Here is a 22,704-nt window from a genome sequence, read left to right as displayed (position 1 = left end):
ATGGAGTCACTCTTCAACCTCAAGCTTGCTTGAGGTCAAGGGTCCGGCGGCCGAGCGCCAGCGACACCGCGGCGAGGGCGCTGTTGAAGGAGACCTCCGACAGGACGCCGGGGGCCGCGACCTGGTCGCCGGCGAGGTAGACGCCGTCGCCGCGGTCGATGGCCGGGCGGTCGCGCCAGCCGGTGCCGGGCAGGTCGACGGCGCCGGTACGGCCGTTCGCGACGGCCTCGCGCCGCCAGGTGACGCGCCCGCGCCAGCCCTCGAAGGCGAGGTCGAGGAGCTCCTCGGCGCGCGCGATGCCGTCGGCCTTCGACTCGTGCGGGGCGATCGGGATCTGGCCCTGGATGAGCTGCTCGCCGGCCGGGGCGAGGGTACGGTCCTGCGCGGTGAACCGTTCCAGCCAGCCGGGGGAGTCGAGGTCGGACACGGCGAAGGCGTCGCCGCGGCGGGTCCGTACCGCGAGATCGACGAGAGCCGTACGGCCGCCGGTCCAGGTCAGGGTGTCGTCGCGCAGGAGCCGCCGGGCGGCGTCGAGGGAGGTGGCGACGATGACGGGGCCGCCGGTCGCCGGAAGGGAGTCGAGGGTGTCGACGCGGGACAGGGTCTCCATCCGTACGCCGAGATTCCACGCGCGGGCGGCCATGCGGTCGATGACGTTCGCCCAGCCGCCGCGCGGGTAGTGCGCCTCGGGCGGAAGCTTGGTGGCGCGGCGCAGCCGCTCCTGCACGAACGCGGCGGACAGGGCGCCGGGGTCGTGGTGGAAGAGGGCGACGGCCGAGTAGTGGGCGGCGGCCCGTGCGGCCTCCTCGCCCGCGATGCCGGTGGCCCAGCTCATGAAGTCGGTGTCGACGGGCGCCTGTTGGAGCCCGTGGCGCAGCAGCTTCAGCATCGCGAAGGGCGGGGTGCGGCGCAGCACGCCGTGGTGGCGCAGCCGCAGCCGGGCCGCCTCCAGGGGCGGGATCGGGGCGAGCGGCCCGATCAGGTCGCGCTGCTTCAGCCAGGTCCAGTGCGGGCCGCCGCTGTAGAGGGCGTGCGGTCCGTCGTTCGTCCGGTACGGGCCCTCGGCGGTCCGGGCTCGCCCGCCGAGGGTGTGATGGGCTTCGAACATGGTCACTCGGGCGCCCGCCTCGGCAGCGGTGACGGCCGCGGTCAGTCCGGCGAAACCGCCGCCGATGACGGTGATGCGGTGCATGGGTGGGGTCTCCCTCGGGTTGGAGTCGCCTTTGTGTTCATGCGCTGTGTCTCAGTTCATGCGCTGTGTTCATACGACGTCGCTGGGGCCCCGGAATGTGACATGAATCTGTGTTTTGGCTGGTCAGGGGGATTGTCAGAGGTGGGGTGCACGATGGGGATGTGGCGAGGAGAGCGGTGGGTGGCGTGGATGCGGCGAGCGGTTCGAGCGGGAAGGATGGTTCCGATCGCGTGGGTGGTTCGAGGCGTACGGCGGTGAAGGGGGCCCGGCGGCCGGAGGTGCGGTTGCCTGCGCTGGAGCCGTTCGGGGGCGGGGAGTTGGAGCCGGACGGGGACTACGACGGGCTGGAGTTCCGGGACGCGGATTTCGCCGGGCAGGACGGCGGCGGCGCCCGGTTCATGGACTGCGCGCTGACGGGGTGCGCGCTGGACGAGACGCGGCTGCACCATGCCCGGATCCTCGACTCGGTGCTGACGGGGGCACGAGGGGTCGGTACGGATCTCGCGGAGTGCACCCTGCGCGATGCCGAGGTGGTCGACGCCCGTCTCGGCGGGGTGCAACTGCACGGTGCCGTCCTGGAGCGCGTGGTGTTCCGCGGCGGCAAGATCGACTATCTGAACCTGCGCGCGGCCCGGCTCAAGGACGTCGTCTTCGAGAACATCGTGCTGGTCGAGCCGGACTTCGCAGGCGCAGTCCTGGAGCGCGTGGAGTTCGTGGACTGCGTCCTGAAGGAGGCGGACCTCACGGGCGTGGTCCTGAAGGACGTGGACCTGAGAGGGGCGGCGGAGCTGGGCATCGCGAGGGGTGTGGAGCGGTTGGCGGGGGCGGTCATCAGCGCGGCCCAACTGATGGACCTGGCGCCGGTGTTGGCGGTGGAGATGGGGATTCGGGTGGAGTGATCCGAGCTTCCTTCAGCCCGTCCGGCGTTTGAGGACGAGGCCGTTCAGGCCGAAAGGGGGGGTCTGGGGGCGCAGCCCCCGGTAGACGGTCGCTGAAGCTCACGGGACTGGAAGCTCACGGGACCGGAAGCTCACGGCACCCGCGGAAAGCGGGCCTGCAGGGTCCAGATCGCCGGGTTCTCCCCGAGGTCGTCGTGCAGATCGACCAGGTCGGCGAGCAGGTCGTGCAGAAAGTCCCGCGCCTCGCGGCGCAGATCGGCGTGGGAGAAGCTGAGCGGCGGCTCCTCCGCCGGCATCCAGTCCGCCTCGACGTCCACCCAGCCGAAGCGGCGCTCGAAGAGCATCCGGTCGGTCGACTCGGTGAAGTCCAGCTCCGCGTGCTGGGGACGAGCGGCGCGGGACCCCGCCGGATCCCGGTCCAGCCGTTCCACGATGTCGCACAGCGCCCAGGCGAAGTCGAGCACCGGCACCCATCCCCAGGCTGTGGACAGTTCCCGGTCCGCCTTGGTGTCGGCGAGATAGACGTCACCGCAGAACAGGTCGTGGCGCAGGGCGTGGACGTCCGCGCGGCGGTAGTCCGTCTGCGGCGGGTCCGGGAAGCGGTTGGAGAGGGCGTAGCCGATGTCGAGCACGTACGAGATGGTGTCACGCCGCCTTAGGATCACTGGCGTGTCCCGATCAGCACCGGTTGTCCCGGCCGTCGTACTCGCCCTCGTCCTGACCGCGTGCGACGGGGGTGTGCACGGCACCCCGGGGGGCTCCGGGGTGCACGATCCGTACTTTCCGAAGGCGGGCAACGGCGGATACGACGTCAGCCACTACGACCTGAAGCTCGCCTACGACCCCGCCGACGGACACCGCCTCACCGGGACCGCCACCATCACCGCCCGCGCCACCCAGGATCTGTCCGCGTTCGACCTCGACTTCAAGGGGCTGCACGTCGACGAGGTCACCGTCGAGGGCAGGCGTGCCCGCTGGAACCGCGCCGGGCAGGAGCTCACCGTCCGCCCGCGCCGCGACCTGGACGACAACGAGACCTTCAGCGTCACCGTCCGCTACTCCGGCACCCCGCAGACGATCACCGATCCCGACGCCTCCCACGAGGGCTGGCTGCGCACCGACGACGGCGCGCTGGCGCTCGGCGAACCCACCGGCTCCATGGCGTGGTTCCCCGGCAACAACCACCCCTCCGACAAGGCGTCGTACGACATCGCCGTCACCGTGCCGAAGGGCCTGCAGGCCGTCTCCAACGGGGAGTTGACGGGAGAGACGAGCGACAGGAACCGTACGACCTTCACCTGGCACTCCGCCGAGCCGATGGCGAGTTACGTCGCCACCGTCGCCATCGGCCACTACGACATCAGCCGGTCCACCATCGGCAAGGACCGCCTGCCCGTGTACGTCGCCGTCGACCCGGCCCAGGTGAAGGCGAGCCGGAAGGTGCTCGCGAAGATCCCCGAGATCATCGAGTGGGAGGAGTACAACTTCGGCCCGTACCCCTTCTCCTCCACCGGCGCGATCGTCGACCGCGGTCAGGACGCCGAGTACGCCCTGGAGACCCAGACGCGGCCCGTCTTCCCCGGCGCCCCCGACACCGGGACCCTCGTCCACGAACTCTCCCACCAGTGGTACGGCGACTCCGTCACACCGAAGACCTGGCGGGACATGTGGCTCAACGAGGGCTTCGCGACCTACGCGGAGTGGCTGTGGGACGAGGACCACGGCGGCGACACCGCCCAGCAGACGTTCGACAAGCTGTACGACCACGGCGAGGACGACCACGAGGACCTGTGGGCGTTCCCGCCGGCGAAACCGAGCAGCGCCGCGCACATCTCCGACGATCCCGTCTACCAGCGCGGCGCGATGGTCCTCCACAAGATCCGGCAGACCGTCGGCGACGACACCTTCTACGACATCATCCAGGGCTGGGCCGCCACCTACCGCCACCGGAACGTCGACACCGACGACTTCACGGCGTACGTCGAGAAGAAGGCGCCGGGCAAGGACTTCGACGAGATCTGGAAGGACTGGCTGTACGGGGACGGCAAGCCGAAGCACCGGTGACCTGACGGGGGCGACGACGGGTCACACCCGGCGCCAAGGTCGTTCACTCCACGTCGGCACAGTGCACCGTCGCGGGGCGGCTCACGCGGCCGGGGTGGGCAGCTCCTTGCGCAACACCGCGCACGGACGCCCCAGTTGGAGGTCCGTGCGGTGGCCGATCACCCGGTACCCGAGCGCCGTCCAGAAGGCGAGCCCCTTCGGATTGTTGTCGAGTACGGCGAGACGTACGGCGTCCCGGCCTGCCACGCGGAACCTCTCCTCGACCAGCGTGGCCAGCCGGCGCCCATGACCTCGCCCGTGCTCGCCCGCGTCCACCATCAGCAGCCCGATCCACGGGTCCGGGTCGGCCGGATCGGGGTGGTCGGCGAGCGTGATCGCGACCCCCACCAGCCGGCCTGCGGAGCGCGCGAGCAGCACCTCGGCGTCCGGATTCGCCAGCTCGTCGGCCAAAGCGGCCGCCACCTGCTCCGGGCGGATGTCGTCCGGGTCCGGGAAGTCACCGCTGAGGGCCTGGAACTCGCGGTTGGAGGCGTAGAGCGCGGTGAGTTCGGTGAGGAGCGGGGCCGGGATGTCGTGGTCGGGGGTGAGGGGGAGGGCGGTGAGGATCACGTCGGGCAACCTATCGCCCGGATGCGTCTGTCATCCGGGAACGCCGGAGCCCCCGGCCGGATGGCCGGGGGCTCCGCACCGCGTGGCCGACCGTCGGACGGTCACGCGTCACACGTACACGCGGGCATGCGTCAGACGTTCACACCGAAGTCCTGGGCGATGCCCACCAGGCCCGAGGCGTAGCCCTGGCCGACCGCGCGGAACTTCCACTCCGCGCCGTTGCGGTACAGCTCGCCGAAGACCATGGCCGTCTCCGTCGCCGCGTCCTCGGAGAGGTCGTAGCGCGCGATCTCGGCGCCGCCGGCCTGGTTGAGGATGCGGATGTAGGCGTTGCGGACCTGGCCGAAGTTCTGCGAGCGGTTCTCGGCGTCGTAGATCGAGACCGGGAAGACGATCTTGTCGATGTCGGCCGGGAGGCCGGCGAGGTTGACCTGGATCGCCTCGTCGTCGCCCTCGCCCTCGCCGGTGCGGTTGTCACCGGTGTGGACGATCGTGTTGTCCGGGGTCTGCTTGTTGTTGAAGAAGACGAAGTGGCCGTCCGAGAAGACCTTGCCCTGAGTGTTGACCGCGATCGCGGAGGCGTCGAGGTCGAAGTCCGTTCCGGTGGTGGTGCGGACGTCCCAGCCGAGGCCCACGGTGACGGCGGTCAGGCCCGGAGCCTCCTTGGTGAGCGAGACGTTGCCACCCTTGGACAGGCTTACAGCCATGGTTTGGGAGTCCCTTCCCTCGTTGCGTACGGGCTTCGTACTGGAGACGAAGCTACCGGTACCTCTATGAACGCCAAGAGTGGTACCAGAGGTTCCCCGTCCGCCCGTGTCTCTTTACTTTCTTTACCTGAGATATTCGGGTGACGTGGACCGGACAGCCGAGCGACCATGGACGGCATGTCCGGTCCCTATCCCATCCGCGGCTCCGTCTCCCTCCCCGAGGCCGAGCTCCTGTGGCGTTTCTCGCGGTCGTCGGGGCCTGGCGGGCAGCACGTCAACACCAGTGACTCGCAGGTGGAGCTGCGCTTCGACCTGGCGAAGACCGAGGCGCTGCCCGAGGTGTGGAAGCGACGCGCGCTGGAGCGGCTGGCCGGCCGGCTCGTCGACGGCGTCGTCACCGTCCGTTCCTCCGAGCACCGCTCCCAGTGGCGCAACCGCGAGACCGCCGCGGTGCGGCTCGCCGCCCTCCTCGCCGAGGCCACCGCACCGCCGCCCAAACCGCGCAGGCCGACCCGGATTCCCCGGGGGATCAATGAGCGACGGCTGCGGGAGAAGAAGCAGCGCTCCGACACGAAGCGGGGGCGGCAGGGCCGGGACTGGGGCTGAGACCGCCCGCGTCGAGAAAGCGACGCCGGCTGCGCTGCCGTAGAACAACTGCCAGAACGTCAGTCGTGGAACGTCAGTCGTAGAACGTCCTTTGTCACATCCTCGGCGGCCCGTCCGTCAAGTCATCGACAAGGGACCGGCGTGCGAGGAGCTGTGGCGATGAACGAGAACGGAATTCCCGCCGAGGACGGCCCGCGGAAAGCGGCTGAGGCGGCTGAGGCGGCGGAGAGCGAATTTCTCGCGCGGCGATTCGAATCGCATCGAAGTCATTTGCGGGCCGTCGCCTACCGCATGCTCGGCTCGTCCGCCGAGGCCGACGACGCGGTGCAGGAGGCCTGGTTCCGGCTCAGCCGTTCCGACACCCGGCAGGTGGACAACCTCGGGGGCTGGCTGACGACGGTGGTCGGCCGGGTCTGCCTGGACATGCTGCGCTCCCGCAAGTCGCGCGCGGAGGAGCCACTGGAGCCGCTGGAGCCGTCGGGTGTCACCGCGCGCGTGCCGGACGCCGCCGCCCCCGACCCCGAGCAGGACGCGCTGCTGGCTGACTCCGTGGGCGTCGCCCTGCTGGTCGTGCTTGAGGCGCTGTCGCCCGCGGAGCGGCTGGCGTTCGTGCTGCACGACCTGTTCGCGGTGTCGTACGAGGAGGTCGGGGACATCGTGGGGCGCAGTCCGGTGGCGGCGCGGCAGCTGGCCAGCCGGGCGCGGCGCCGGGTGCAGGGCGCCGACGCCCCGGACGCGGACCTGGTGCGGCAGCGTGAGGTCGTGGACGCGTTCCTGTCGGCCGCGCGGGAGGGCGACTTCGAGGCGCTGGTCGAGCTGCTCGACCCGGACGTCGTCGCGCGCACCGACGTCGGCGTGACCACGGGCGCGCAGGCCGTGGCGAGGGGCGCGTCGAGCTTCGCGCACTTCGCGTACGTGTCGAGGCCCGCTCTGGTGGGCGGTGCCACGGGTCTCGCGGTGTTCCTGGAGGGGCGCCTGGACCGTGCGCTGAGCTTCACGTTCGTCGGGGAGCGGATCGCCGTCATCGAGATCGTGACGGACCCCGAGCGGGTGGCCCGGCTCGATGTGAGCCTGGTCTAGAGGGGGTCTGGAGGGGGTCTGGACTTGAGGTGGTCTAGAGATCCAGTACGCCGACCGTCTCGCCGCCGCTCAGCTCGCCGGTGTCTCGGAAGCCGAGCTTCAGATAGAACTCCTCCGGACCGTTCGGCTCGGGGTGCCAGGTGACGTACAGCTGCTTGCCGCCCCGGCGCCGGATCTCGGCCGCCACGGACTCGACGGCGAAGCGGCCGTATCCGCGGCCCTGTTCACCGGCGGCGATGTTCAGCCGCCACAGACCGGAGCGGTGGAGGGTGCCGTCCTGTTTCCAGTCGATGTCGAAGAAGGCCATCAGGAAACCGACCGGGCGGCCGCCGTCGACGATCAGACGCGGCCAGGCGACCCCGGCGGGATGAACGTATGCCTCCGCGAGGGACTTCATCACCGGGGAGACGGCGAACTCCTGCTCCGGCCGGACCTGAATTCCCGTCGCGGCCTCGAAGTTCCGGGGCGTGATCTCTTCGAGTCGGGGTGCCGGCGTGACCCCTTCGAGTCGAGCCGTCGGCGTCGTCGTAGTCATCTGCGCACCTTAGGGACTCGGCACGCGCGCGGGCCACGGAATTACCAGGTCAGCCCAACTGCCGGTATCGGCCCCGGAAGTACGTCAGCGGACCGCCGTCCGCGCTGGGCACCCCGGCCGTCAGTACCCGCCCGATCACCAGCGTGTGGTCCCCGGCCCGCACCCGCTGTTCCGTCTGGCATTCCAGGGTGGCCAGGGCGCCGCCCACCAGGGGCGCGCCGGACGCCTTGCCGCGGGCGTACGGGATGTCCTCGAAGAGCAGCCGGTCGCTGATGCGGCCCTTCATGGCGAAGCGGCCGGCGATGTGGCGCTGGCTCTCGGAGAGGACCGAGACCGCCCACCGTGGCTGCTCGTCGAGCAGGTCGTCCATGCGGGAGCCCTCGCGCAGGCTGACCAGGACCAACGGCGGGTCCAGGGAGACCGACATGAAGGAGGTGGCCGTCATGCCGACGTCCTCGCCGTCCGGCGCGGACGGGTCGTCCGGGTCGAGGGAGGGCTCCTGCGCGGTCACCAGGACCACGCCCGCGGCCAGCCGGGACATGGCTGCGCGGAACTCGTCGTTGCTCACCCCCTCAGCATGCCCGGAGGTGCGCGGAGCAGTGATCGGGAACGTGGCAGCAGGAGTGTTCGGCACGCCGGAGACGCTAATGTCCGCCCCGCACGGACCGCATCGGGCCCGGGGCGGAGACCGGACCTAGGACCACCGACGGAGTTCGCCGACGCATCTTTCCCGGTCCTTGCCGGTATCCCGGCGTAGCCTCGTTCGGCATCTCCACAAACCCACAAAGTTTGCGTTCAGTAAACGCACAGGGAGAACGCAGAAACACCACTCAATTGCTCATCTTTAGCTGTGACTTGAGTCACAAGGGCCACTAATTGTTGACCCTGTGTACCGAGTGGGCAGCGCGCTGTGATTCAGTGGCTGGGAAGCTGCCAGAACGATACGCCGATGAGAACCCTTGATTCGCTGCGAGGTACTCGGGGGGAGGGCGAGCATGGAGACCGAGTCAGAGCCCTACGTCCGTCTTGCGACCCTGCGGCAACTGCACCAGGTCATGGCTGACATGAACACGGCCCGCAGCCTGGCGGACACGCTGCAGACCGTCGCGGACGGCGTGGTCAAGGGCCTCGGCTATGAGCTGGCGTGCGTCAACCTCGTCCGCCCCGACGGCGACCTCGTGGTCGCCGCCTTCTCCGGGAACGCGGCCGCGGAGGCGCTCATCACCGGCCGGGCCGGCTCGCGCGAGTCCTGGGACCGTCGGCTGGGCATGGGCGAACACTGGGGTGACCTGGTCTTCATACCGCACACCGAGGGCTGGATCCTCGACGACGACGACGTCCCGCAGTGGTACACCGACGGGCCCGCGCCCCGCTTCGAGGACGAGTGGCACCCCTCCGACCGGCTCTTCGCCCCCATGCACACGCCCGCCGCGCCGGGCGGCTCCTGCGGTGAACTGATCGGCGTCCTGTCCGTGGACCGGCCGCGCAACGGCCGGCGGCCGGGCGCATGGGGTCGCGAAGCGCTCCAGATGTACGCGTTCCAGGCCGCGATCGCGATCAGCAACGCGCGTCTACGTGCCAACATGCAGCGCGCACTGGTCAGGCTCGAAAGGGAGCAACAAGCCCTGCGCGCCAGTGAGGAAAGCTTCCGGCAGGCCTTCGAGTACGCCCCCTCCGGCATGGCCATCGCCGAGATGGGCGGCGACCAGCACGGCCGGATCCTGCGGACGAACGACGCCCTGTGCCGTCTGCTGGGCCGCCCCGCCTCCGCGATGCGCCGCTACGCGTTCTCGGACCTCGTCCACCCCGAGGACGTCGGCACGCTGCTGCGGACCTCCGCCGAGGGCGGGCGCGCGGAACTGCGCCTGGGCCGCCGCGACGGGACGTACGTGTGGGTGTCGCTGCGCAACAGCGTGGTCGCGGACGCCGCCGACGGCCCCCGGTTCCTGCTGACCCACGTCGAGGACATAGAGGACCGCAAGCGCCGTGAGCTGCAGCTCGCCCACCGCGCGTCCCACGACTCCCTCACCGGCCTGCCGAACTCCGCCGAGCTGCGCTCCCGCCTCTCCTCCCGGCTCTGTCAGCGCTCCAGCCACCCGGGCGCCCTGGAGTCCCTGGACGCGGCCTACGGCCACCCCGCCTTCGACGCGAACGGCCACGGCTTCGACTTCCGGCCGGGCGGTGGTGTAGAGGTCTTCGACGGCTACGACCACCATGTGCACACCGCCGCGCCCGCGGCCGACCACGACGACGGCACCAAGGGGCTCGCGGTCCTCTTCTGCGACCTCGACGGCTTCAAGTCGATCAACGACCGGTTCGGGCACAACGCGGGTGACGCGGTTCTCATCGAGGTCGCCCGGCGGCTGTCGCGGCAGGTGCGCGACGGTGACACGGTGGCGCGGCTCGGCGGTGACGAGTTCGTGGTGCTGGCCGACGGGCTCGGCAAGGCCGACGCCCAGGACCTCGCCGTTCGCCTGCGCAACGAGATCATCCAGCCCATCCGGGTCGACGGCCGCGCCATGCGCGTGGGCGCCAGCTTCGGTATCGGGTGGGCTCACTGCGGCATGACTGCGGACGAAGTGTTGAAGTCCGCCGACGAGCGCATGTACGTAGAGAAACGATCTCGTCCCAAACAGCACAGACGCGCGGGTTGATTTCCAGGTCAGCGAGCCGGGCGTGTGCCGATGCGATCCGAGTCACCTGTTTGGGCCATCGCGAGCGGGTAGGCTCGCCATTCTGACCCCACGTATCGCACCGACCCGCACCGCTGAGGAGTACCAAGGGATGACGTCCGGCAACAACGGCGCCAGTACGCCCGAGGACGACGACCCGTTCGGCTACCTCTACGCCGACGGGCAGGCCAATGGAGCCCAGCCGCCGTCCGGTGGCGGCGGCTACGGCTACCCGGGCTCCGTCAACCGCGTGCGCGCCGTCGGCCAGCGACAGTACGGCCAGCCGGCCCAGCCCCAGCAGACGGCCGCCTACGGCCAGGTTCCGCAGCAGCAGGGCGCGTACGGCCAGCCGAACGCCCACTACGCGGCGCCGGAGATGCTCCCCGGCGGGGCTCCCACCACCCAGCACCCGATGCCCGGCGGTGGCGGCGGCCGCCGCGGCCCCAACACCAAGGGCCTGCTGATCGGCGCGGTCGCGGTGGTCGCCGCGGTCGTGATCGGTATCGGTGTGGCGATGATGAACGGCAACTCGGACGACAAGGCGAGCGACGACGTCTCGCCCAGCCCGTCCACCTCGCAGAACTCCAAGCCCAGCCGGACGGCGAGCGCCAGCGCGGCGGCGGACCTGCCGAAGACGGACGCGAAGGACGTTCAGCTGGGCGGCGGGGCGAGTGTGGTGTCGGACGTCGAGGGTGCCCAGTCCGACGGCGGCTCGTATGTCGGCAACCTCAACAATGTCGGCGCCTCGGTCACCTGGACCGTCGACGACATTCCCGAGGCCGGCGCCTACACGCTCTTCGCGCACTACAGCGTCCCCGGCCAGGACCAGTCGATGACGCTCCTGGTGAACGGCAAGCCCTTCGGCAACAAGTACAACCTGGGCAACTTCGCGCACGCCGCGGACGGTGACTTCACCAAGGGCTGGACGAAGACCTACGCGTGGCCCACGCTCAAGAAGGGCTCGAACACCTTCACCCTGACCTGCCAGGACGGCGACAAGTGCAACGTCCTGCTGGACCAGCTGTATGTGAAGAAGGGCCAGGTCAAGAACTAGGGGACGCCCCCTGGGCCGCACTGACCCGCCCGTTGACCGCCACCCGCCCCACCACGTCCTCGTAGGCCGCGGGGTCGAACTCCCCTGCCACCGGCGCCAGTACGGTCGCCGCCGACAGGGCCACCGCGCGGGACAGGCGGTCCGGCCAGGGCAGGTTCTCGACCAGGCCCGAGAGCAGGCCCGCCACCGCCGAGTCGCCCGCGCCGGTCGGGTTGCCGTGGAGGTGGGCGGGTGGGGTGGCGTGCCAGCGGCCCTCGGGGGTCACCGCCAGGAGGCCGTTCGCGCCGAGGGAGGCGACGACGGCGTGGGCGCCTCGGCGGCGGGCGTCCTGCGCCCCGCGCAACGGCTCGTGGGAGCCGGTGAGTTCGGCCAGTTCGTCGGCGTTCGGCTTGACGATGTCCGGGCGGGCGGCGACCCCGCGGCGCAGAGGCTCCCCGCTGGTGTCCAGGAGCACGGGCACCCCGGCCGACCGCGCCGTCCGTATCAGCCCGGCGTACGCGCCCACCGGGACCCCCGGCGGCAGGCTGCCGCACAGGGCCACCGCGGACACCGACGCGAGCAGATCCTCGTAGGCCTCCTGGAAGGCGGTCCACTCGGCGGGGCCGATGGTCGGGCCGGGTTCGTTGAGCTGCGTGGTGTCGCCGGTCCGTTCGTCGGCCACGGCGATCGTGCGGCGGCTGGCTCCGGTGACCGGGACGAGGGCGTCCACCAGCCGCGGTACGGCGGTGAGTTGCTCCTGCACGGCGCGCCCGGTGGCGCCGCCCGTGAAGCCGGTGACCGTCACCTCGTGCCCCAGGGCCGCCAGCACGCGGGCCACGTTCAGGCCTTTCCCGCCGGGCCGTTCCGTGACCTCGGTGACCCGGTGGGAGGCGTGCGGCTTGAGCGCCGGTACGCGATACGTGATGTCGAGGGCGGTGTTCAGCGTGACCGTGAGAATCACCCGGACCGACCTCCCGAAGAATGCAGAACGCGCTGACCGACGAGCCGTTCGGCAGGGTGATCATGCCGAACGGACGGCGGTCCGCCTAGTCTCCCAGGACAACCGCCGCCCTCAACAGCCGGACAGATCACCCCAGTTGCGGATCGATCACCCATTCGCCGCGGCGCATCACGCCCTTGAGGTCGAATTGATGGTCAAGGATCACCAGGTCGGCGTCCTTGCCGGGCTCCAGGGACCCCACGGTGTCGTACATACCGAGCAGCTTGGCCGGGTTGGCCGAGATCGCCGTCACTACGTCCTCGACCCGCAGGCCGTCCACGGTCACCGCCCGCTTGAACGCGCGGTCCAGGGTCAGCGTCGAGCCCGCGATCGAGCCGCCCTCCACCAGCCGTGCCACACCCTCGCTGACCTCGACCTCCAGCGGGCCGAGCATGTATCTGCCGTCGCCGAAGCCGGCCGCGTCCATCGCGTCGGTGATGAAGGCGACCCGGTTCGCGCCCGCGTGGTGGAACGCCAACTGGAGGGAGGCGGGGTGCAGATGCGTACCGTCGTTGATCAGCTCGACGGTGATGCGCTCGTCCTCCAGGAGCGCGGCGATCGGGCCGGGGGTGCGGTGACCGAGGGCCGGCATCGCGTTGAAGAGATGGGTCGCGACCGTGGCGCCGGCCTCGATGGCCTCCATCGTCTGCTCGTACGTCGCGTCGGTGTGCCCGATCGCCGCGATCACCCCGTGCTCGGTGAGCAGGCGTACGGAGTCGATGCCGCCCGGCAGTTCGGTGGCGAGGGTGACCATCTTCGCCGTGCCGTGTGCCGCGTTGATCAGCTTGCGCACCTCCGCCGGGTCGGGGTCGCGCAGCAGTCGCTCGGAATGGGCACCCTTGCGGCAGGGTGAGATGAACGGTCCCTCGAAGTGGATGCCGGCGATGTCCCCCTGCTCGGCGAGTTCGCTCAGCAGCCCCGCGCGCCGCGCGAGGAAGTCCATCTCACCGGTGACGGTCGACGCGACGAGGGTGGTCGTGCCGTGCTGCCGGTGGGTGTGGATGCCCTTGAGGATCTCCTCGACCGTGCCCGAGGTGAAGGAGGCGCCGCCGCCGCCGTGGTTGTGGATGTCGACGAATCCCGGCACGAGCGTGCAGCCGGATACGTCGATCACCTGGGCGTTGTCCTGCGGGGCTTGGGCGGCGACTCGGGTGCCGTCCACGACCACTTGCCCGTCTGCGACGGTTCCGGTGGGGAGGACCACGTCGGCGCCGGAGAGGATCAGGGGCACCTTGCGGGATGCGGGGTGCGGGTTGTGTGTGGCTGGGCGCGCAGTTCCCCGCGCCCCTAGGGGGGGTGTCATCAGGGCGTTGCCTCCGTGCCGTCAGTTGTAGTGAGGAGATCCCAGGCCAGCAGCCCGGCGCCCAGACAGCCCGCCGCGTCGCCCAGCGCCGCGGGGACGATCGACGGCAGCTTCTGGAAGGTGATCCGCCGCCGGACGGCGTCCCGCAGCGGTGTGAACAAGGTTTCCCCCGCCTCCGCGAGGCCGCCACCGATGATCAGGGTGCGCGGGTCAAGCAAGGTGAGGGCGGTGACCAGGCCGTCGGCCAGGGCGTCCACCGCGTTCTGCCAGACCCGGACGGCGTTCGGGTCGCCGGACGCGACGGCCTTGGCGCAGTCGGCGGCGTCCGCGTCGGGGTCTCCCGAAGCCGTCGCCCAGGCCTCGCTGACGGCCGCCGCGGAGGCGTACCGCTCCAGGCAGCCGACCTGACCGCACGGACAGGCGGCGCCCCCGGGCCGTACGACGATGTGGCCGATCTCGCCCGCGAAGCCGTGCGCGCCCGCCTCCACCCGGCCCTCGATGCCGATCGCGCCAGCGATTCCGGTGCCGAGGGGGACGAAGAGGAAGCGGTCGGCGCCCATGCCCGCACCGATCCGGCCCTCGGCAAGCCCGCCGGTGCGCACGTCGTGGCCGAGGGCCACGGGGATGCCCAGCTTCGCGGCGAGCAGGTCGCGCAGGGGTACGTCGCGCCAGCCGAGGTTGGCCGCGTAGGCGGCGATGCCCCGGTCGGCGTCGACGATGCCGGGGACGGCGACGCCGGCGGCGGACGCGGGCTCGCCGAACCGCTCGGCGCCCAGGGCGCTGAGCTCGGCGGCGAAGTCGAGGATGCCCTCGACGACCGCGTCCGGCCCGCGCTCCCTCCCGGTCGCCCGGCGCGCCTGATGCAGCAGCACAGGGGCTCTGGGGGAGGTGTCGGCGGCGACCAGCGCCGCCTTCATCCCGGTGCCGCCCACATCGAGGGCGATGACATGTCTCACGGGGGACAGTGTGACCCCACGACCCGCGAGAGGTCTAGTCCACTTACGTGGTGTAGACCTATCGTGTCCATTTAATTGAACGGCGAGACAGCAGGGTTGAGGTCACAAGCAGTGCAGCGGCGTAGGACAGGAACGATCGCGGCGGTGTCCGCACTGGGCATGACGGCGGTCCTCGGCGGCTGCGGCCTCACCGGCGGTTCGGGTGACGTCACCCTGAAGCTGATCGCCGCGGACTACGGCGACTCCGCCGCCAACAGCTCCCAGAAGTACTGGGACAGGCTGGTGAAGGAGTACGAGAGCAAGCACTCCGGCGTGAAGATCGAGGTCAGCGTCTACTCCTGGAACGACGTCGACCGCAAGGTCAAGGAGCTGGTCGACGCCGGCCAGGCACCCGACATGGCGCAGATCGGCGCGTACGCCGACTACGCCGACAAGGGCCTGCTCTACACGGCCGACGACCTGCTCTCCATCACCACCCAGGCCGACCTCGCCTCCCAGCTGGCCACCGCGGGCCAGGTCAAGGGCGTGCAGTACGGGATGCCGTTCGCCGCCTCCACGCGCCTGCTCTTCTACAACAAGACCCTCTTCCGGAAGGCCGGCCTCACCCCGCCGAAGACCTGGAAGCAGCTGGCCGCCGACGCCGCGGCCCTCAAGACCGAGGGCGTGAAGTACCCGTACGCGCTGCCGCTCGGCCCGGAGGAGGCGCAGGCCGAGACGATGCAGTGGCTGCTGAGCGGCGGCGGTGGCTACACCGACGCCGTCGGCACGTACGGCATCGACTCCCCGCAGAACGTCGACACCTTCACCTGGCTCAAGGACGACCTGGTCGACAAGGGCCTGACCGGTCCTGTCGCGCCCGGCAGGCTGAACCGCGCCGCCGCCTTCGCCGCCTTCGCGAAGGGGGACGTCGGCATGCTCAACGGCCACCCCTCGCTGATGCAGATCGCCGCGAAGCAGGGTGTGAAGTTCGGCATGGTGCCGATGCCCGGCCTGGACGGCCAGCACAAGACCGCGATGGGCGTCGCCGACTGGATGATGGCGTTCAAGAAGAACGGCCACGCGGAACAGGTCGGCAAGTTCCTCGACTTCGTCTACAGCGAGAAGAACGTGCTCGACTTCTCCCGCGAGTACGACCTGCTGCCGGCCACCGCGTCCGCCTCCGAGGCCATGAGCACGGACAAGCAGGACGCCGACCTCAAGCCGTTCCTGGACCAGCTGCCGCTGTCCGAGCTGTACCCGGTCGGCAACACCTCCTGGGCCGATGTCGCCGCGGCGGTCAAGAAGAACATAGGCCGGGCGGTCGCCCCCGGCGGCAACCCGGCCGCCACCCTCGCACAGCTCCAGGCGACGGCCTCCAGGGCGGAGAACGCGGACTAGCAGTGCCGCGCAGGCGTTGTCAGTGGCGGGGGCTACCGTGCGGGGCATGGACCAGGAGCAGTTGGGCGACCGCGAGCAGGCCATCCTCGCCCTCGAACGCCGGGGCTTTCCGGGCCCCGGCGCCAAGGAGCGCGCGATACGCGAGGAGCTGGGCCTGGCCCCCGTCCGCTACTACCAGCTGCTGAACGCCCTGCTGGACGACGAGCGGGCGCTCGCCCACGACCCGGTGACGGTGAACAGGCTGCGCAGGGTGCGGGAGACACGGCGAGCGGAGCGCTGACCACGCCGACAACGGCGACAGTGCTGCCGACTGCCGTGCTCCCGCGGAGCCATGGGTGAGCCCGGCCGTCCGCGGTTAAGGTCACCGTATGGGCACCCATACGGATACGGACTCGACGCACTCCATGGACCCCCTGCCGACGCCCGCCACACAGGCGGGCCGCGACGGACTGGCCGCGATCCTCGCGCACCCGGGGAAGACGGTGGTCGGCCTCGACTTCGACGGCACCCTCGCCCCGATCGTGCCGGACCCCGAGCAGGCCCGCGCCCATCCCGAGGCGGTGCCCGCGCTCGCCGCCCTCGCCCCGAAGATCGCCTCCGTGGCGGTCGTCACCGGCCGCCCGGCCGGTGTCGCCGTACGGCACGGCGGGTTCGCGGGCGTGGCGGGCCTGGAGCACCTGGTCGTCCTCGGCCACTACGGCGCCGAACGCTGGGACGCGGTGAGCGGCAACGTCAGCGCGCCCGCCCCCCACCCCGGCGTCGCCGCCGTCCGCGCCGAACTCCCTGGTTTCCTGGACCGTATCGGTGCGTGGCAGGGCACGTGGATCGAGGAGAAGGGCCGAGCCGTCGCGGTCCACACCCGCCGCGCCCGCGACCCCCAGGCCGCCTTCGAGGCCCTGCGCGCACCCCTCACCGACCTCGCCGGCCGCCACGGCCTGATCGTGGAGCCCGGCCGCCTGGTCCTGGAACTGCGCCCGCCGGGCATGGACAAGGGCGTGGCCCTGCTGGAGTACGTCCGCGAGATCGGCGCGTCGGCCGTCCTCTATGCCGGCGACGACCTCGGCGACCTCCCGGCCTTCGCGGCCGTCGACAAACTCCGCTCCGACGGCGTCCCCGGCCTGCTGGTGTGCAGCGGCAGCGACGAGGTGACGGAGCTGCGGGAGCGGGCGGATGTGGTGGTGGACGGCCCGGAGGGGGTCGTACGCCTGCTGCGAGCACTGGCGGACCGAATTTCCCTCAGCCCGTCCGGCGTTTGAGGACGAGGCCGTTCAGGCCGAGAGCGGGGGCCTGGGGCGGCAGCCCCAGACCTCAGCCCCGCAAAGCCTCCAGCTGATCAAGAAACCACTGGGCAGGCGGCAACGCCGTAGCCGCGGCAGCCAGCCGTTTCGTCCGCTCGGCCCGCTCAGCCGCCGGCAGGCACAACGCGGCGTGCAGGGCGTCCGCCGTGCCGATCACGTCGTACGGGTTCACCGTCAGCGCGTCCTCGGCCAGCTCCTCATGGGCCCCCGCCTCCCGTGACAGCACCAGCGTGCAGCCCTCGTCCGAGACGACCGGCACCTCCTTGGCGACCAGGTTCATGCCGTCGCGGACGGGGTTGACGAGGGCCACGTCCCCCAGCCGGTACGCGGCCAGGGAGCGCGCGAAGTCGTCCTTGACGTGCAGCACCACCGGGGTCCAACCGGGCGTGCCGTAGCGGGAGTTGATCTCGTCCGCGACGCGCTGCACTTCGGCCGTGTAGTCCCGGTAGACCGCCAGGTCCTGGCGGGAGGGGTACGCGAGGGCGACATGCACCACCCGCTCGCGCCACTCGGGACGGTCGTCGAGGAGGTGCCGGTACGCCAGCAGCCCGCGCACGATGTTCTTCGACAGTTCGGTGCGGTCGACCCGCACGATCGCCTTGCGGCCCGCACCGATCTGCGCCCGCAGCGCGGCCATCCGCTCGTCGACGTCCGGCTCGTGCGACCGCTGCCGCAGGAAGTCGGCGTCCGCGCCCAGCCCGTGCACCCCGATCCGCGTACCGCCGAGCCCGCCCACCGGCTCGGTGCACGCCGTGAACGCCTCCGCCCAGCGCCGGGTCAGGAAACCCAGCCGGTCGGCGCCCAGCATCCCGCGCAGAAGCTGCTCGGCGATGTCGTCCGGCAGCATCCGGAAGTAGTCCACCGGAGCCCACGGTGTGTGCGAGAAGTGCCCGATCCTGAGGTCAGGCCGCAGTCGGCGCAGCATCCCCGGCACCAGACACAGGTGGTAGTCCTGCACGAGGACCGCGGCCCCCTCGGCCGCCTCCTCGGCCAGTGCCTCGGCGAAGGCCCGGTTGTAGGTCTCGTAGGACGCCCACTGCCGACGGAACTCCGCGTCGAAGACCGGCTCCAGCGGGGTCTGGTACAGCATGTGGTGGACGAACCAGAGGACCGAGTTCGCGATGCCGTTGTACGCGTCGGCGTGCACGTCGGCCGGGACGGCGAGCATCCGCACGCCGGCCTCGCCCTCCCCGCGCCGTACCGCCTCCCGGTCGCCGTCGCTCAGCGCCGAGCACACCCACAGGGCACCCGCGTCCGGCCCGATCGCGGACAGACCGGAGACCAGCCCGCCGCCGCCGCGCTTGGCGAGCAGCGAGCCGTCCTCCCGCACTTCGTACGAGACCGGGCCGCGGTTGGACGCGACCAGCACCTGATGCCCCTGATGAGCAGCAGCGCCCTGTGTGGAAGCCGTGGAAGCCGTGGAAGCCATAGACCTCAACCTAGCCCGGCCCGGAAACGCTCAAACGTTTGGTAGCGGTTCGGGGCGGACCGTATACGCCCCGTGACGCGCATCCGCCAGGAGACCCCGTCAAGCGACCCCGTCAAGCGACTCCGTCAGGCGACTTTGCGTGACGCGTACTCGGCGATCTCCTGCATCGGCGGCCGCTCCTCCGTGTCCACGGAGTAGGTGCGCGGCTCGAAACCGTCCTCGCCCCGCTCGAACTGGGTCAACGACGGCCGGATCAGGTGACCGCGGGCCAGTCTCAGCTGCGCCGTGCGGTAGATCGCGGCGGACATCCGGCCGAGCGCCTGCCCGTCCTGGTGCCGGTGCTTGCGCACGCCGACGTCCACCTGGGCGAGCGCGTCGAGGCCCACCAGATGCAGGGCGTCGATCAGCATGCCCAGCTCGACGCCGTACCCGACGGGGAAGGGAAGCCGTTCCAGCAGGCTGCGGCGGGCCGCGTACTCGCCGCCGAGCGGCTGTACGAAGCCGGCCAGCTGCGGCCAGTGCATGTTCAGCAGCGGGCGCGCCATGAGTTCGGTGACCCGGCCGCCCTGGCCTGCCGCGCCTGAGAGCGGGCGGTCGTACATGCCCTTGACCAGGTCGATCCCGGGGTCGGTGAGCAGCGGGCCGACGATCCCGTGGACGAAGTCGGAGGAGAACTCCTTCAGGTCGGCGTCGATGAAGCAGACGATGTCCCCGCTCGTGACGAGCAGGGACCGCCACAGCACCTCGCCCTTGCCGGGGACGGCCGGAAGGCGGGGCAGGATGTCGTCGCGGTGCACGACCCTGGCCCCGGCCGCCGCGGCGACCTCGGAGGTGCGGTCGGTGGACCCGGAGTCGACGACCACGATCTCGTCGACGAGCGGGACCTGCTGCATGAGGTCGTGACGGATGACCGCGACGATGTCGCCGACCGTCTCCTCCTCGTTGAGCGCGGGCAGCACGACACTGACCGACTGGCCCGTGCGGTGTTTGGCGGCGAGAATCTGGTGCAGCGGGCGATCGGTGAGGGACCAGGAGCGGGTGCTCAGCCAGCGCTCGACTTCTTCCAGCACGTACGCGGCTCCTTTGCGTTCTCTCGGCGAGCGTGGATTCTGTGTGATCCATCTCGCGCATCGGACGGCTATCTCAACTGTCCTGGCCTTCGGTTACAGTCTTGAACAACGCTGATGACCATCGCATGTCGGGGGTCGTCCCGCGTTCAACGAGTTCAACAACTACATACCGCTCATCCAGAGGGGCAGAGGGATACGGCCCGATGAAGCCCCGGCAACCCTCCAGTCGGTTCTCGTAGATCGATATTGATCATTCCGCGAGGCTCCCGGCTAGGGAAGGTGCCAAATCCGTCTCACGGCGAGATGCGTCGTGGGGAAGATGAGGAGAAAGGGCCTCGCCTCACATGGCTGCGCAGACTGTTGCAAGCACCACGAACACCGTCGATCTGGGTCCCGCCGCGGCTCTCTCGTGCCGAGAGTGCGGTCACCGGGTACCCCTCGGTCCGGTCTTCGCCTGCGAGGAGTGTTTCGGCCCGCTGGAGATCGCGTACGACTTCTCGGCCTACGACACCGAGGAGCTCCGCAAGCAGATCGAGGCGGGTCCCGCGAACATCTGGCGCTATGCGCCGCTGCTGCCCGTCCCCGCGGACGTGGCGGACAAGCCGAACATCAACCCTGGCTGGACCAAGCTCGTCAAGGCCGACAACCTCGCGCGCGAGCTGGGCGTCGACGCCGGCAAGCTCTTCGTGAAGGACGACTCCGGCAACCCGACGCACTCCTTCAAGGACCGCGTCGTCGCCCAGGCCATCGAGGCCGCGCGCGCCTTCGGCTTCACCACCCTCTCCTGCTCCTCCACCGGCAACCTCGCCGGTGCGGTGGGTGCCGCCGCCGCCCGCGCCGGCTTCCGCTCCTGCGTCTTCATCCCGCACGACCTGGAGCAGGGCAAGGTCGTCATGGCCGCGGTCTACGGCGGCGAGCTCGTCGGCATCGAGGGCAACTACGACGACGTGAACCGCTTCTGCTCCGAGCTGATCGGCGACCCGGCCGGCGAGGGCTGGGGTTTCGTCAACGTCAACCTGCGGCCGTACTACGCCGAGGGCTCCAAGACCCTGGCGTACGAGATCTGCGAGCAGCTCGGCTGGCAGCTCCCGGACCAGCTGGTCGTCCCGATCGCCTCCGGCTCCCAACTCACGAAGATCGACAAGGGTCTGCAGGAACTGATCAAGCTCGGGCTCGTCGAGGACAAGCCGTACAAGATCTTCGGCGCGCAGGCCGAGGGCTGCTCGCCGGTGTCGGTCGCGTACAAGGCGGGCCACGACGTCGTACGGCCGCAGAAGCCGAACACCATCGCCAAGTCGCTGGCGATCGGCAACCCGGCGGACGGTCCGTATGTCCTCGACATCGCCCGTCGCACCGGTGGTGCGGTGGAGGACGTGAATGACGAGCAGGTCGTCGACGCGATTCGGCTGCTCGCCCAGACCGAGGGCATCTTCGCGGAGACCGCCGGCGGGGTGACTGTCGGCGTGACGAAGAAGCTGATCGAGAACGGTCTGCTGGATCCGACGCTGACGACGGTCGTCCTGAACACCGGTGACGGTCTCAAGACCCTCGACGCGGTGGCCGGCACGGGGCTGACGGCGACGATTCGCCCCAACCTGGAGTCGTTCCGCGACGCTGGGCTCGTGTAGTTGTCTTTAGTCTGCGGGTCGCTGGGGGCTGATCGCGCCCGCGCGGCGGTAGTCGCACATCAAGCACAGCCCCGCCCCCCGAGGGCGCGTACCTGACCGGAGGTTTGAACATGAGCGTTTCCGTCCGCATCCCCACCATCCTGCGCACCTACACCGGGGGCCAGGCCGAGGTCGCTGCTGAAGGGGCCAACCTCGGCGAGGTCATCGCCGACCTGGAGAAGAAGCACACGGGTATCGCCGCGCGCGTTCTCGACGACCAGGGCAAGCTGCGCCGCTTCGTCAATGTGTACGTGAACGACGACGACGTGCGCTTCGAGCAGGGGCTGGAGACGGCGACGCCGGATGGTGCGGGCGTCTCGATCATCCCGGCCGTCGCCGGAGGCTGACCCGAAACAGGTCGAACGACCCGATTATTACCGTCGGTAATGTCGGTCACCGAGAGTTCATCGAATTGCCCCCTCCGTGAGAGAAACGGAGGGGGCAATTCTGCATGGTTGAGCACGGTACAGTTGGGGAACCCGCTTGGCTCCGTATGCCGGATGCATATGAGTTCTCTCTTTTCAGGCTATGAGAAGCAGCCAAAGTGTGCGGGTTTTTTGCGTCTTATGCTCCTTTTGTGGGGTCCGACTTGCCCTGTATTCGGGCGAATTCTCGGTAAATTCCCGATCGGTCGTGCCCGGATTTCTCGTCCGATTGACCTGTTGCAGACGGCAGTTGGACAGATACATTCGGCCGCGGTCGACGCGTTCCGGCGCACGCCCCCAACCGTGGGGGGTGAGGTCTGACCCGGATCCGCGAAGTGTGGATCTGTGCAAGGGCCAGTAATAGGGGAGTTAGGCATGGCTCAGGGCACCGTCAAGTGGTTCAACGCGGAGAAGGGGTACGGCTTCATCGCGGTCGACGGTGGTGCGGATGTTTTCGTCCACTACAGTGCGATTCAGATGGACGGCTACCGCACCCTGGAAGAGGGTCAGCGGGTCGATTTCGAGATCTCGCAAGGCCAGAAGGGGCCGCAGGCGGACATGGTCCGGCTGGCGGCCGGCTGAAGCACGCGCCGGGTTACTGCAGCGACGTTCTTCTTTATTGATCGAAGGGCTCGCGCCTCAGGGTGCGGGCCCTTCGGCATGCCCGGGGTTCCCGCGCCGGGCCCCCGCGGCCACGTGTCCGATCCCCGGGAGGCGCTTGCGCCCGCCCGTCGCCCGACCGTCACCCCTCAAACGAGCCTGCTTCGCGGGCGCACCTTGCA

At 70.1% G+C, this 22,704-nt stretch carries 23 protein-coding genes and 1 riboswitch; of the genes, 12 read left to right on the top strand and 11 right to left on the bottom strand.

Annotated elements, in window-relative coordinates; translation table 11 throughout:
* Window positions 1-19: 19 nt before the first annotated feature.
* Window positions 20-1,192, bottom strand: coding sequence for an NAD(P)-binding protein (locus OG870_RS21230; RefSeq protein ID WP_266516773.1), 1,173 nt, complete (start codon window positions 1,190-1,192; stop codon window positions 20-22).
* A gap of 254 nt (window positions 1,193-1,446) precedes the next feature.
* On the opposite strand from OG870_RS21230, the gene OG870_RS21225 reads away from it, so the two are divergent.
* Entirely contained in the window at window positions 1,447-2,091 is a 645-nt protein-coding gene (locus OG870_RS21225; protein ID WP_266520400.1) for a pentapeptide repeat-containing protein, read from the top strand.
* A 131-nt stretch (window positions 2,092-2,222) separates the two neighbouring features.
* Here the strand turns inward: OG870_RS21225 and OG870_RS21220 are convergent, their stop codons facing one another.
* Complete coding sequence (locus OG870_RS21220; RefSeq protein ID WP_266516771.1) at window positions 2,223-2,723, bottom strand: hypothetical protein; 501 nt, start codon at window positions 2,721-2,723, stop codon at window positions 2,223-2,225.
* A gap of 37 nt (window positions 2,724-2,760) precedes the next feature.
* Between OG870_RS21220 and OG870_RS21215 the strand changes: the two genes are divergently transcribed.
* Window positions 2,761-4,155, top strand: coding sequence for a M1 family metallopeptidase (locus OG870_RS21215; protein WP_266583532.1), 1,395 nt, complete (start codon window positions 2,761-2,763; stop codon window positions 4,153-4,155).
* 81 nt (window positions 4,156-4,236) lie between these two features.
* Here OG870_RS21215 and OG870_RS21210 read toward each other — a convergent pair whose 3' ends face one another.
* Window positions 4,237-4,764 (bottom strand): GNAT family N-acetyltransferase, encoded by a 528-nt coding sequence (locus tag OG870_RS21210; protein ID WP_266583534.1) that lies wholly within the window; start codon window positions 4,762-4,764, stop codon window positions 4,237-4,239.
* A 131-nt stretch (window positions 4,765-4,895) separates the two neighbouring features.
* Window positions 4,896-5,471, bottom strand: a complete 576-nt coding sequence (locus OG870_RS21205) for a TerD family protein (RefSeq protein ID WP_266516766.1) — start codon at window positions 5,469-5,471, stop codon at window positions 4,896-4,898.
* A gap of 168 nt (window positions 5,472-5,639) precedes the next feature.
* Between OG870_RS21205 and arfB the strand changes: the two genes are divergently transcribed.
* A complete protein-coding gene (arfB, locus tag OG870_RS21200) occupies window positions 5,640-6,077 on the top strand; it encodes an alternative ribosome rescue aminoacyl-tRNA hydrolase ArfB (protein ID WP_266516764.1) in 438 nt (145 codons plus the stop codon).
* 159 nt (window positions 6,078-6,236) lie between these two features.
* A complete protein-coding gene (locus OG870_RS21195) occupies window positions 6,237-7,157 on the top strand; it encodes a sigma-70 family RNA polymerase sigma factor (RefSeq protein ID WP_266516763.1) in 921 nt (306 codons plus the stop codon).
* A gap of 34 nt (window positions 7,158-7,191) precedes the next feature.
* Here OG870_RS21195 and OG870_RS21190 read toward each other — a convergent pair whose 3' ends face one another.
* Together OG870_RS21190 and OG870_RS21185 are read right to left on the bottom strand one after the other, a co-directional pair.
* Entirely contained in the window at window positions 7,192-7,692 is a 501-nt protein-coding gene (locus OG870_RS21190; RefSeq protein WP_266516761.1) for a GNAT family N-acetyltransferase, read from the bottom strand.
* Window positions 7,693-7,741: 49 nt separating this feature from the next.
* Window positions 7,742-8,326, bottom strand: coding sequence for a flavin reductase family protein (locus OG870_RS21185; protein WP_266516759.1), 585 nt, complete (start codon window positions 8,324-8,326; stop codon window positions 7,742-7,744).
* A gap of 361 nt (window positions 8,327-8,687) precedes the next feature.
* Between OG870_RS21185 and cdgB the strand changes: the two genes are divergently transcribed.
* Both cdgB and OG870_RS21175 read left to right on the top strand, forming a co-directional pair.
* The gene (cdgB, locus tag OG870_RS21180; RefSeq protein ID WP_266516757.1) at window positions 8,688-10,346 is read left to right on the top strand and encodes a diguanylate cyclase CdgB; all 1,659 of its coding nucleotides are present in this window, start codon (window positions 8,688-8,690) and stop codon (window positions 10,344-10,346) included.
* Between the two features lie 130 nt (window positions 10,347-10,476).
* Entirely contained in the window at window positions 10,477-11,418 is a 942-nt protein-coding gene (locus OG870_RS21175; protein WP_266516756.1) for a carbohydrate-binding protein, read from the top strand.
* Here the strand turns inward: OG870_RS21175 and OG870_RS21170 are convergent.
* The 3 genes from OG870_RS21170 to OG870_RS21160 all read right to left on the bottom strand — a co-directional run bounded on the left by OG870_RS21170 (window position 11,408) and on the right by OG870_RS21160 (window position 14,656).
* Window positions 11,408-12,358, bottom strand: a complete 951-nt coding sequence (locus OG870_RS21170) for a 1-phosphofructokinase family hexose kinase (RefSeq protein WP_327691281.1) — start codon at window positions 12,356-12,358, stop codon at window positions 11,408-11,410. The two genes, OG870_RS21175 and OG870_RS21170, sit on opposite strands and share 11 nt — an antisense overlap.
* A 127-nt stretch (window positions 12,359-12,485) precedes the next feature.
* On the bottom strand, window positions 12,486-13,619 hold the full coding sequence (nagA, locus tag OG870_RS21165) for an N-acetylglucosamine-6-phosphate deacetylase (RefSeq protein ID WP_327692324.1): 1,134 nt from the start codon (window positions 13,617-13,619) through the stop codon (window positions 12,486-12,488).
* Window positions 13,620-13,699: 80 nt separating this feature from the next.
* Window positions 13,700-14,656 carry an ROK family protein gene (locus OG870_RS21160; RefSeq protein WP_266839758.1) on the bottom strand — a complete coding sequence of 319 codons (957 nt, stop codon included), beginning with the start codon at window positions 14,654-14,656 and terminating at the stop codon, window positions 13,700-13,702.
* A gap of 111 nt (window positions 14,657-14,767) precedes the next feature.
* Between OG870_RS21160 and OG870_RS21155 the strand changes: the two genes are divergently transcribed.
* From OG870_RS21155 to otsB, 3 genes are all read left to right on the top strand, one after another.
* A complete protein-coding gene (locus OG870_RS21155; RefSeq protein ID WP_443044431.1) occupies window positions 14,768-16,033 on the top strand; it encodes an ABC transporter substrate-binding protein in 1,266 nt (421 codons plus the stop codon).
* Between the two features lie 46 nt (window positions 16,034-16,079).
* Window positions 16,080-16,313, top strand: coding sequence for a DUF3263 domain-containing protein (locus OG870_RS21150; protein ID WP_266516752.1), 234 nt, complete (start codon window positions 16,080-16,082; stop codon window positions 16,311-16,313).
* A gap of 88 nt (window positions 16,314-16,401) precedes the next feature.
* Window positions 16,402-17,289, top strand: a complete 888-nt coding sequence (gene otsB / locus OG870_RS21145) for a trehalose-phosphatase (RefSeq protein ID WP_266583540.1) — start codon at window positions 16,402-16,404, stop codon at window positions 17,287-17,289.
* A 52-nt stretch (window positions 17,290-17,341) separates the two neighbouring features.
* Here otsB and OG870_RS21140 read toward each other — a convergent pair whose 3' ends face one another.
* On the bottom strand, window positions 17,342-18,760 hold the full coding sequence (locus OG870_RS21140) for an alpha,alpha-trehalose-phosphate synthase (UDP-forming) (protein ID WP_266839760.1): 1,419 nt from the start codon (window positions 18,758-18,760) through the stop codon (window positions 17,342-17,344).
* Window positions 18,761-18,885: 125 nt separating this feature from the next.
* Window positions 18,886-19,830, bottom strand: coding sequence for a glucosyl-3-phosphoglycerate synthase (locus OG870_RS21135; RefSeq protein WP_266516746.1), 945 nt, complete (start codon window positions 19,828-19,830; stop codon window positions 18,886-18,888).
* A gap of 170 nt (window positions 19,831-20,000) precedes the next feature.
* Window positions 20,001-20,156, top strand: a riboswitch (SAM riboswitch).
* 18 nt (window positions 20,157-20,174) lie between these two features.
* On the opposite strand from OG870_RS21135, the gene thrC reads away from it, so the two are divergent.
* The 3 genes from thrC to OG870_RS21120 all read left to right on the top strand — a co-directional run bounded on the left by thrC (window position 20,175) and on the right by OG870_RS21120 (window position 22,504).
* On the top strand, window positions 20,175-21,458 hold the full coding sequence (gene thrC / locus OG870_RS21130) for a threonine synthase (RefSeq protein ID WP_266516745.1): 1,284 nt from the start codon (window positions 20,175-20,177) through the stop codon (window positions 21,456-21,458).
* 110 nt (window positions 21,459-21,568) lie between these two features.
* Entirely contained in the window at window positions 21,569-21,844 is a 276-nt protein-coding gene (locus OG870_RS21125; RefSeq protein WP_266516743.1) for a MoaD/ThiS family protein, read from the top strand.
* A gap of 453 nt (window positions 21,845-22,297) precedes the next feature.
* Window positions 22,298-22,504, top strand: coding sequence for a cold-shock protein (locus OG870_RS21120; RefSeq protein ID WP_016436693.1), 207 nt, complete (start codon window positions 22,298-22,300; stop codon window positions 22,502-22,504).
* The last annotated feature ends 200 nt before the right edge of the window (window positions 22,505-22,704 follow it).

Origin of the sequence: Streptomyces sp. NBC_00461, assembly GCF_036013935.1 — a bacterium.
In the GTDB taxonomy this organism is placed as follows: Bacteria; Actinomycetota; Actinomycetes; order Streptomycetales; family Streptomycetaceae; genus Streptomyces.
The sequence above is the reverse complement of the archived record's forward strand: the minus strand, read 5'-3'. Positions and strand labels throughout refer to the sequence as shown.

Excerpts from the sequence above, each read along its gene's own strand:
- OG870_RS21230 (WP_266516773.1), bottom strand. The coding sequence starts at position 1,192 with ATGCACCGCATCACCGTCATCGGCGGCGGTTTCGCCGGACTGACCGCG.
- OG870_RS21205 (WP_266516766.1), bottom strand. The coding sequence starts at position 5,471 with ATGGCTGTAAGCCTGTCCAAGGGTGGCAACGTCTCGCTCACCAAGGAG.
- arfB (WP_266516764.1), top strand. The coding sequence starts at position 5,640 with ATGGACGGCATGTCCGGTCCCTATCCCATCCGCGGCTCCGTCTCCCTC.
- OG870_RS21195 (WP_266516763.1), top strand. The coding sequence starts at position 6,237 with ATGAACGAGAACGGAATTCCCGCCGAGGACGGCCCGCGGAAAGCGGCT.
- OG870_RS21190 (WP_266516761.1), bottom strand. The coding sequence starts at position 7,692 with ATGACTACGACGACGCCGACGGCTCGACTCGAAGGGGTCACGCCGGCA.
- cdgB (WP_266516757.1), top strand. The coding sequence starts at position 8,688 with ATGGAGACCGAGTCAGAGCCCTACGTCCGTCTTGCGACCCTGCGGCAA.
- OG870_RS21175 (WP_266516756.1), top strand. The coding sequence starts at position 10,477 with ATGACGTCCGGCAACAACGGCGCCAGTACGCCCGAGGACGACGACCCG.
- OG870_RS21150 (WP_266516752.1), top strand. The coding sequence starts at position 16,080 with ATGGACCAGGAGCAGTTGGGCGACCGCGAGCAGGCCATCCTCGCCCTC.
- otsB (WP_266583540.1), top strand. The coding sequence starts at position 16,402 with ATGGGCACCCATACGGATACGGACTCGACGCACTCCATGGACCCCCTG.
- OG870_RS21140 (WP_266839760.1), bottom strand. The coding sequence starts at position 18,760 with ATGGCTTCCACGGCTTCCACGGCTTCCACACAGGGCGCTGCTGCTCAT.
- thrC (WP_266516745.1), top strand. The coding sequence starts at position 20,175 with ATGGCTGCGCAGACTGTTGCAAGCACCACGAACACCGTCGATCTGGGT.
- OG870_RS21125 (WP_266516743.1), top strand. The coding sequence starts at position 21,569 with ATGAGCGTTTCCGTCCGCATCCCCACCATCCTGCGCACCTACACCGGG.
- OG870_RS21120 (WP_016436693.1), top strand. The coding sequence starts at position 22,298 with ATGGCTCAGGGCACCGTCAAGTGGTTCAACGCGGAGAAGGGGTACGGC.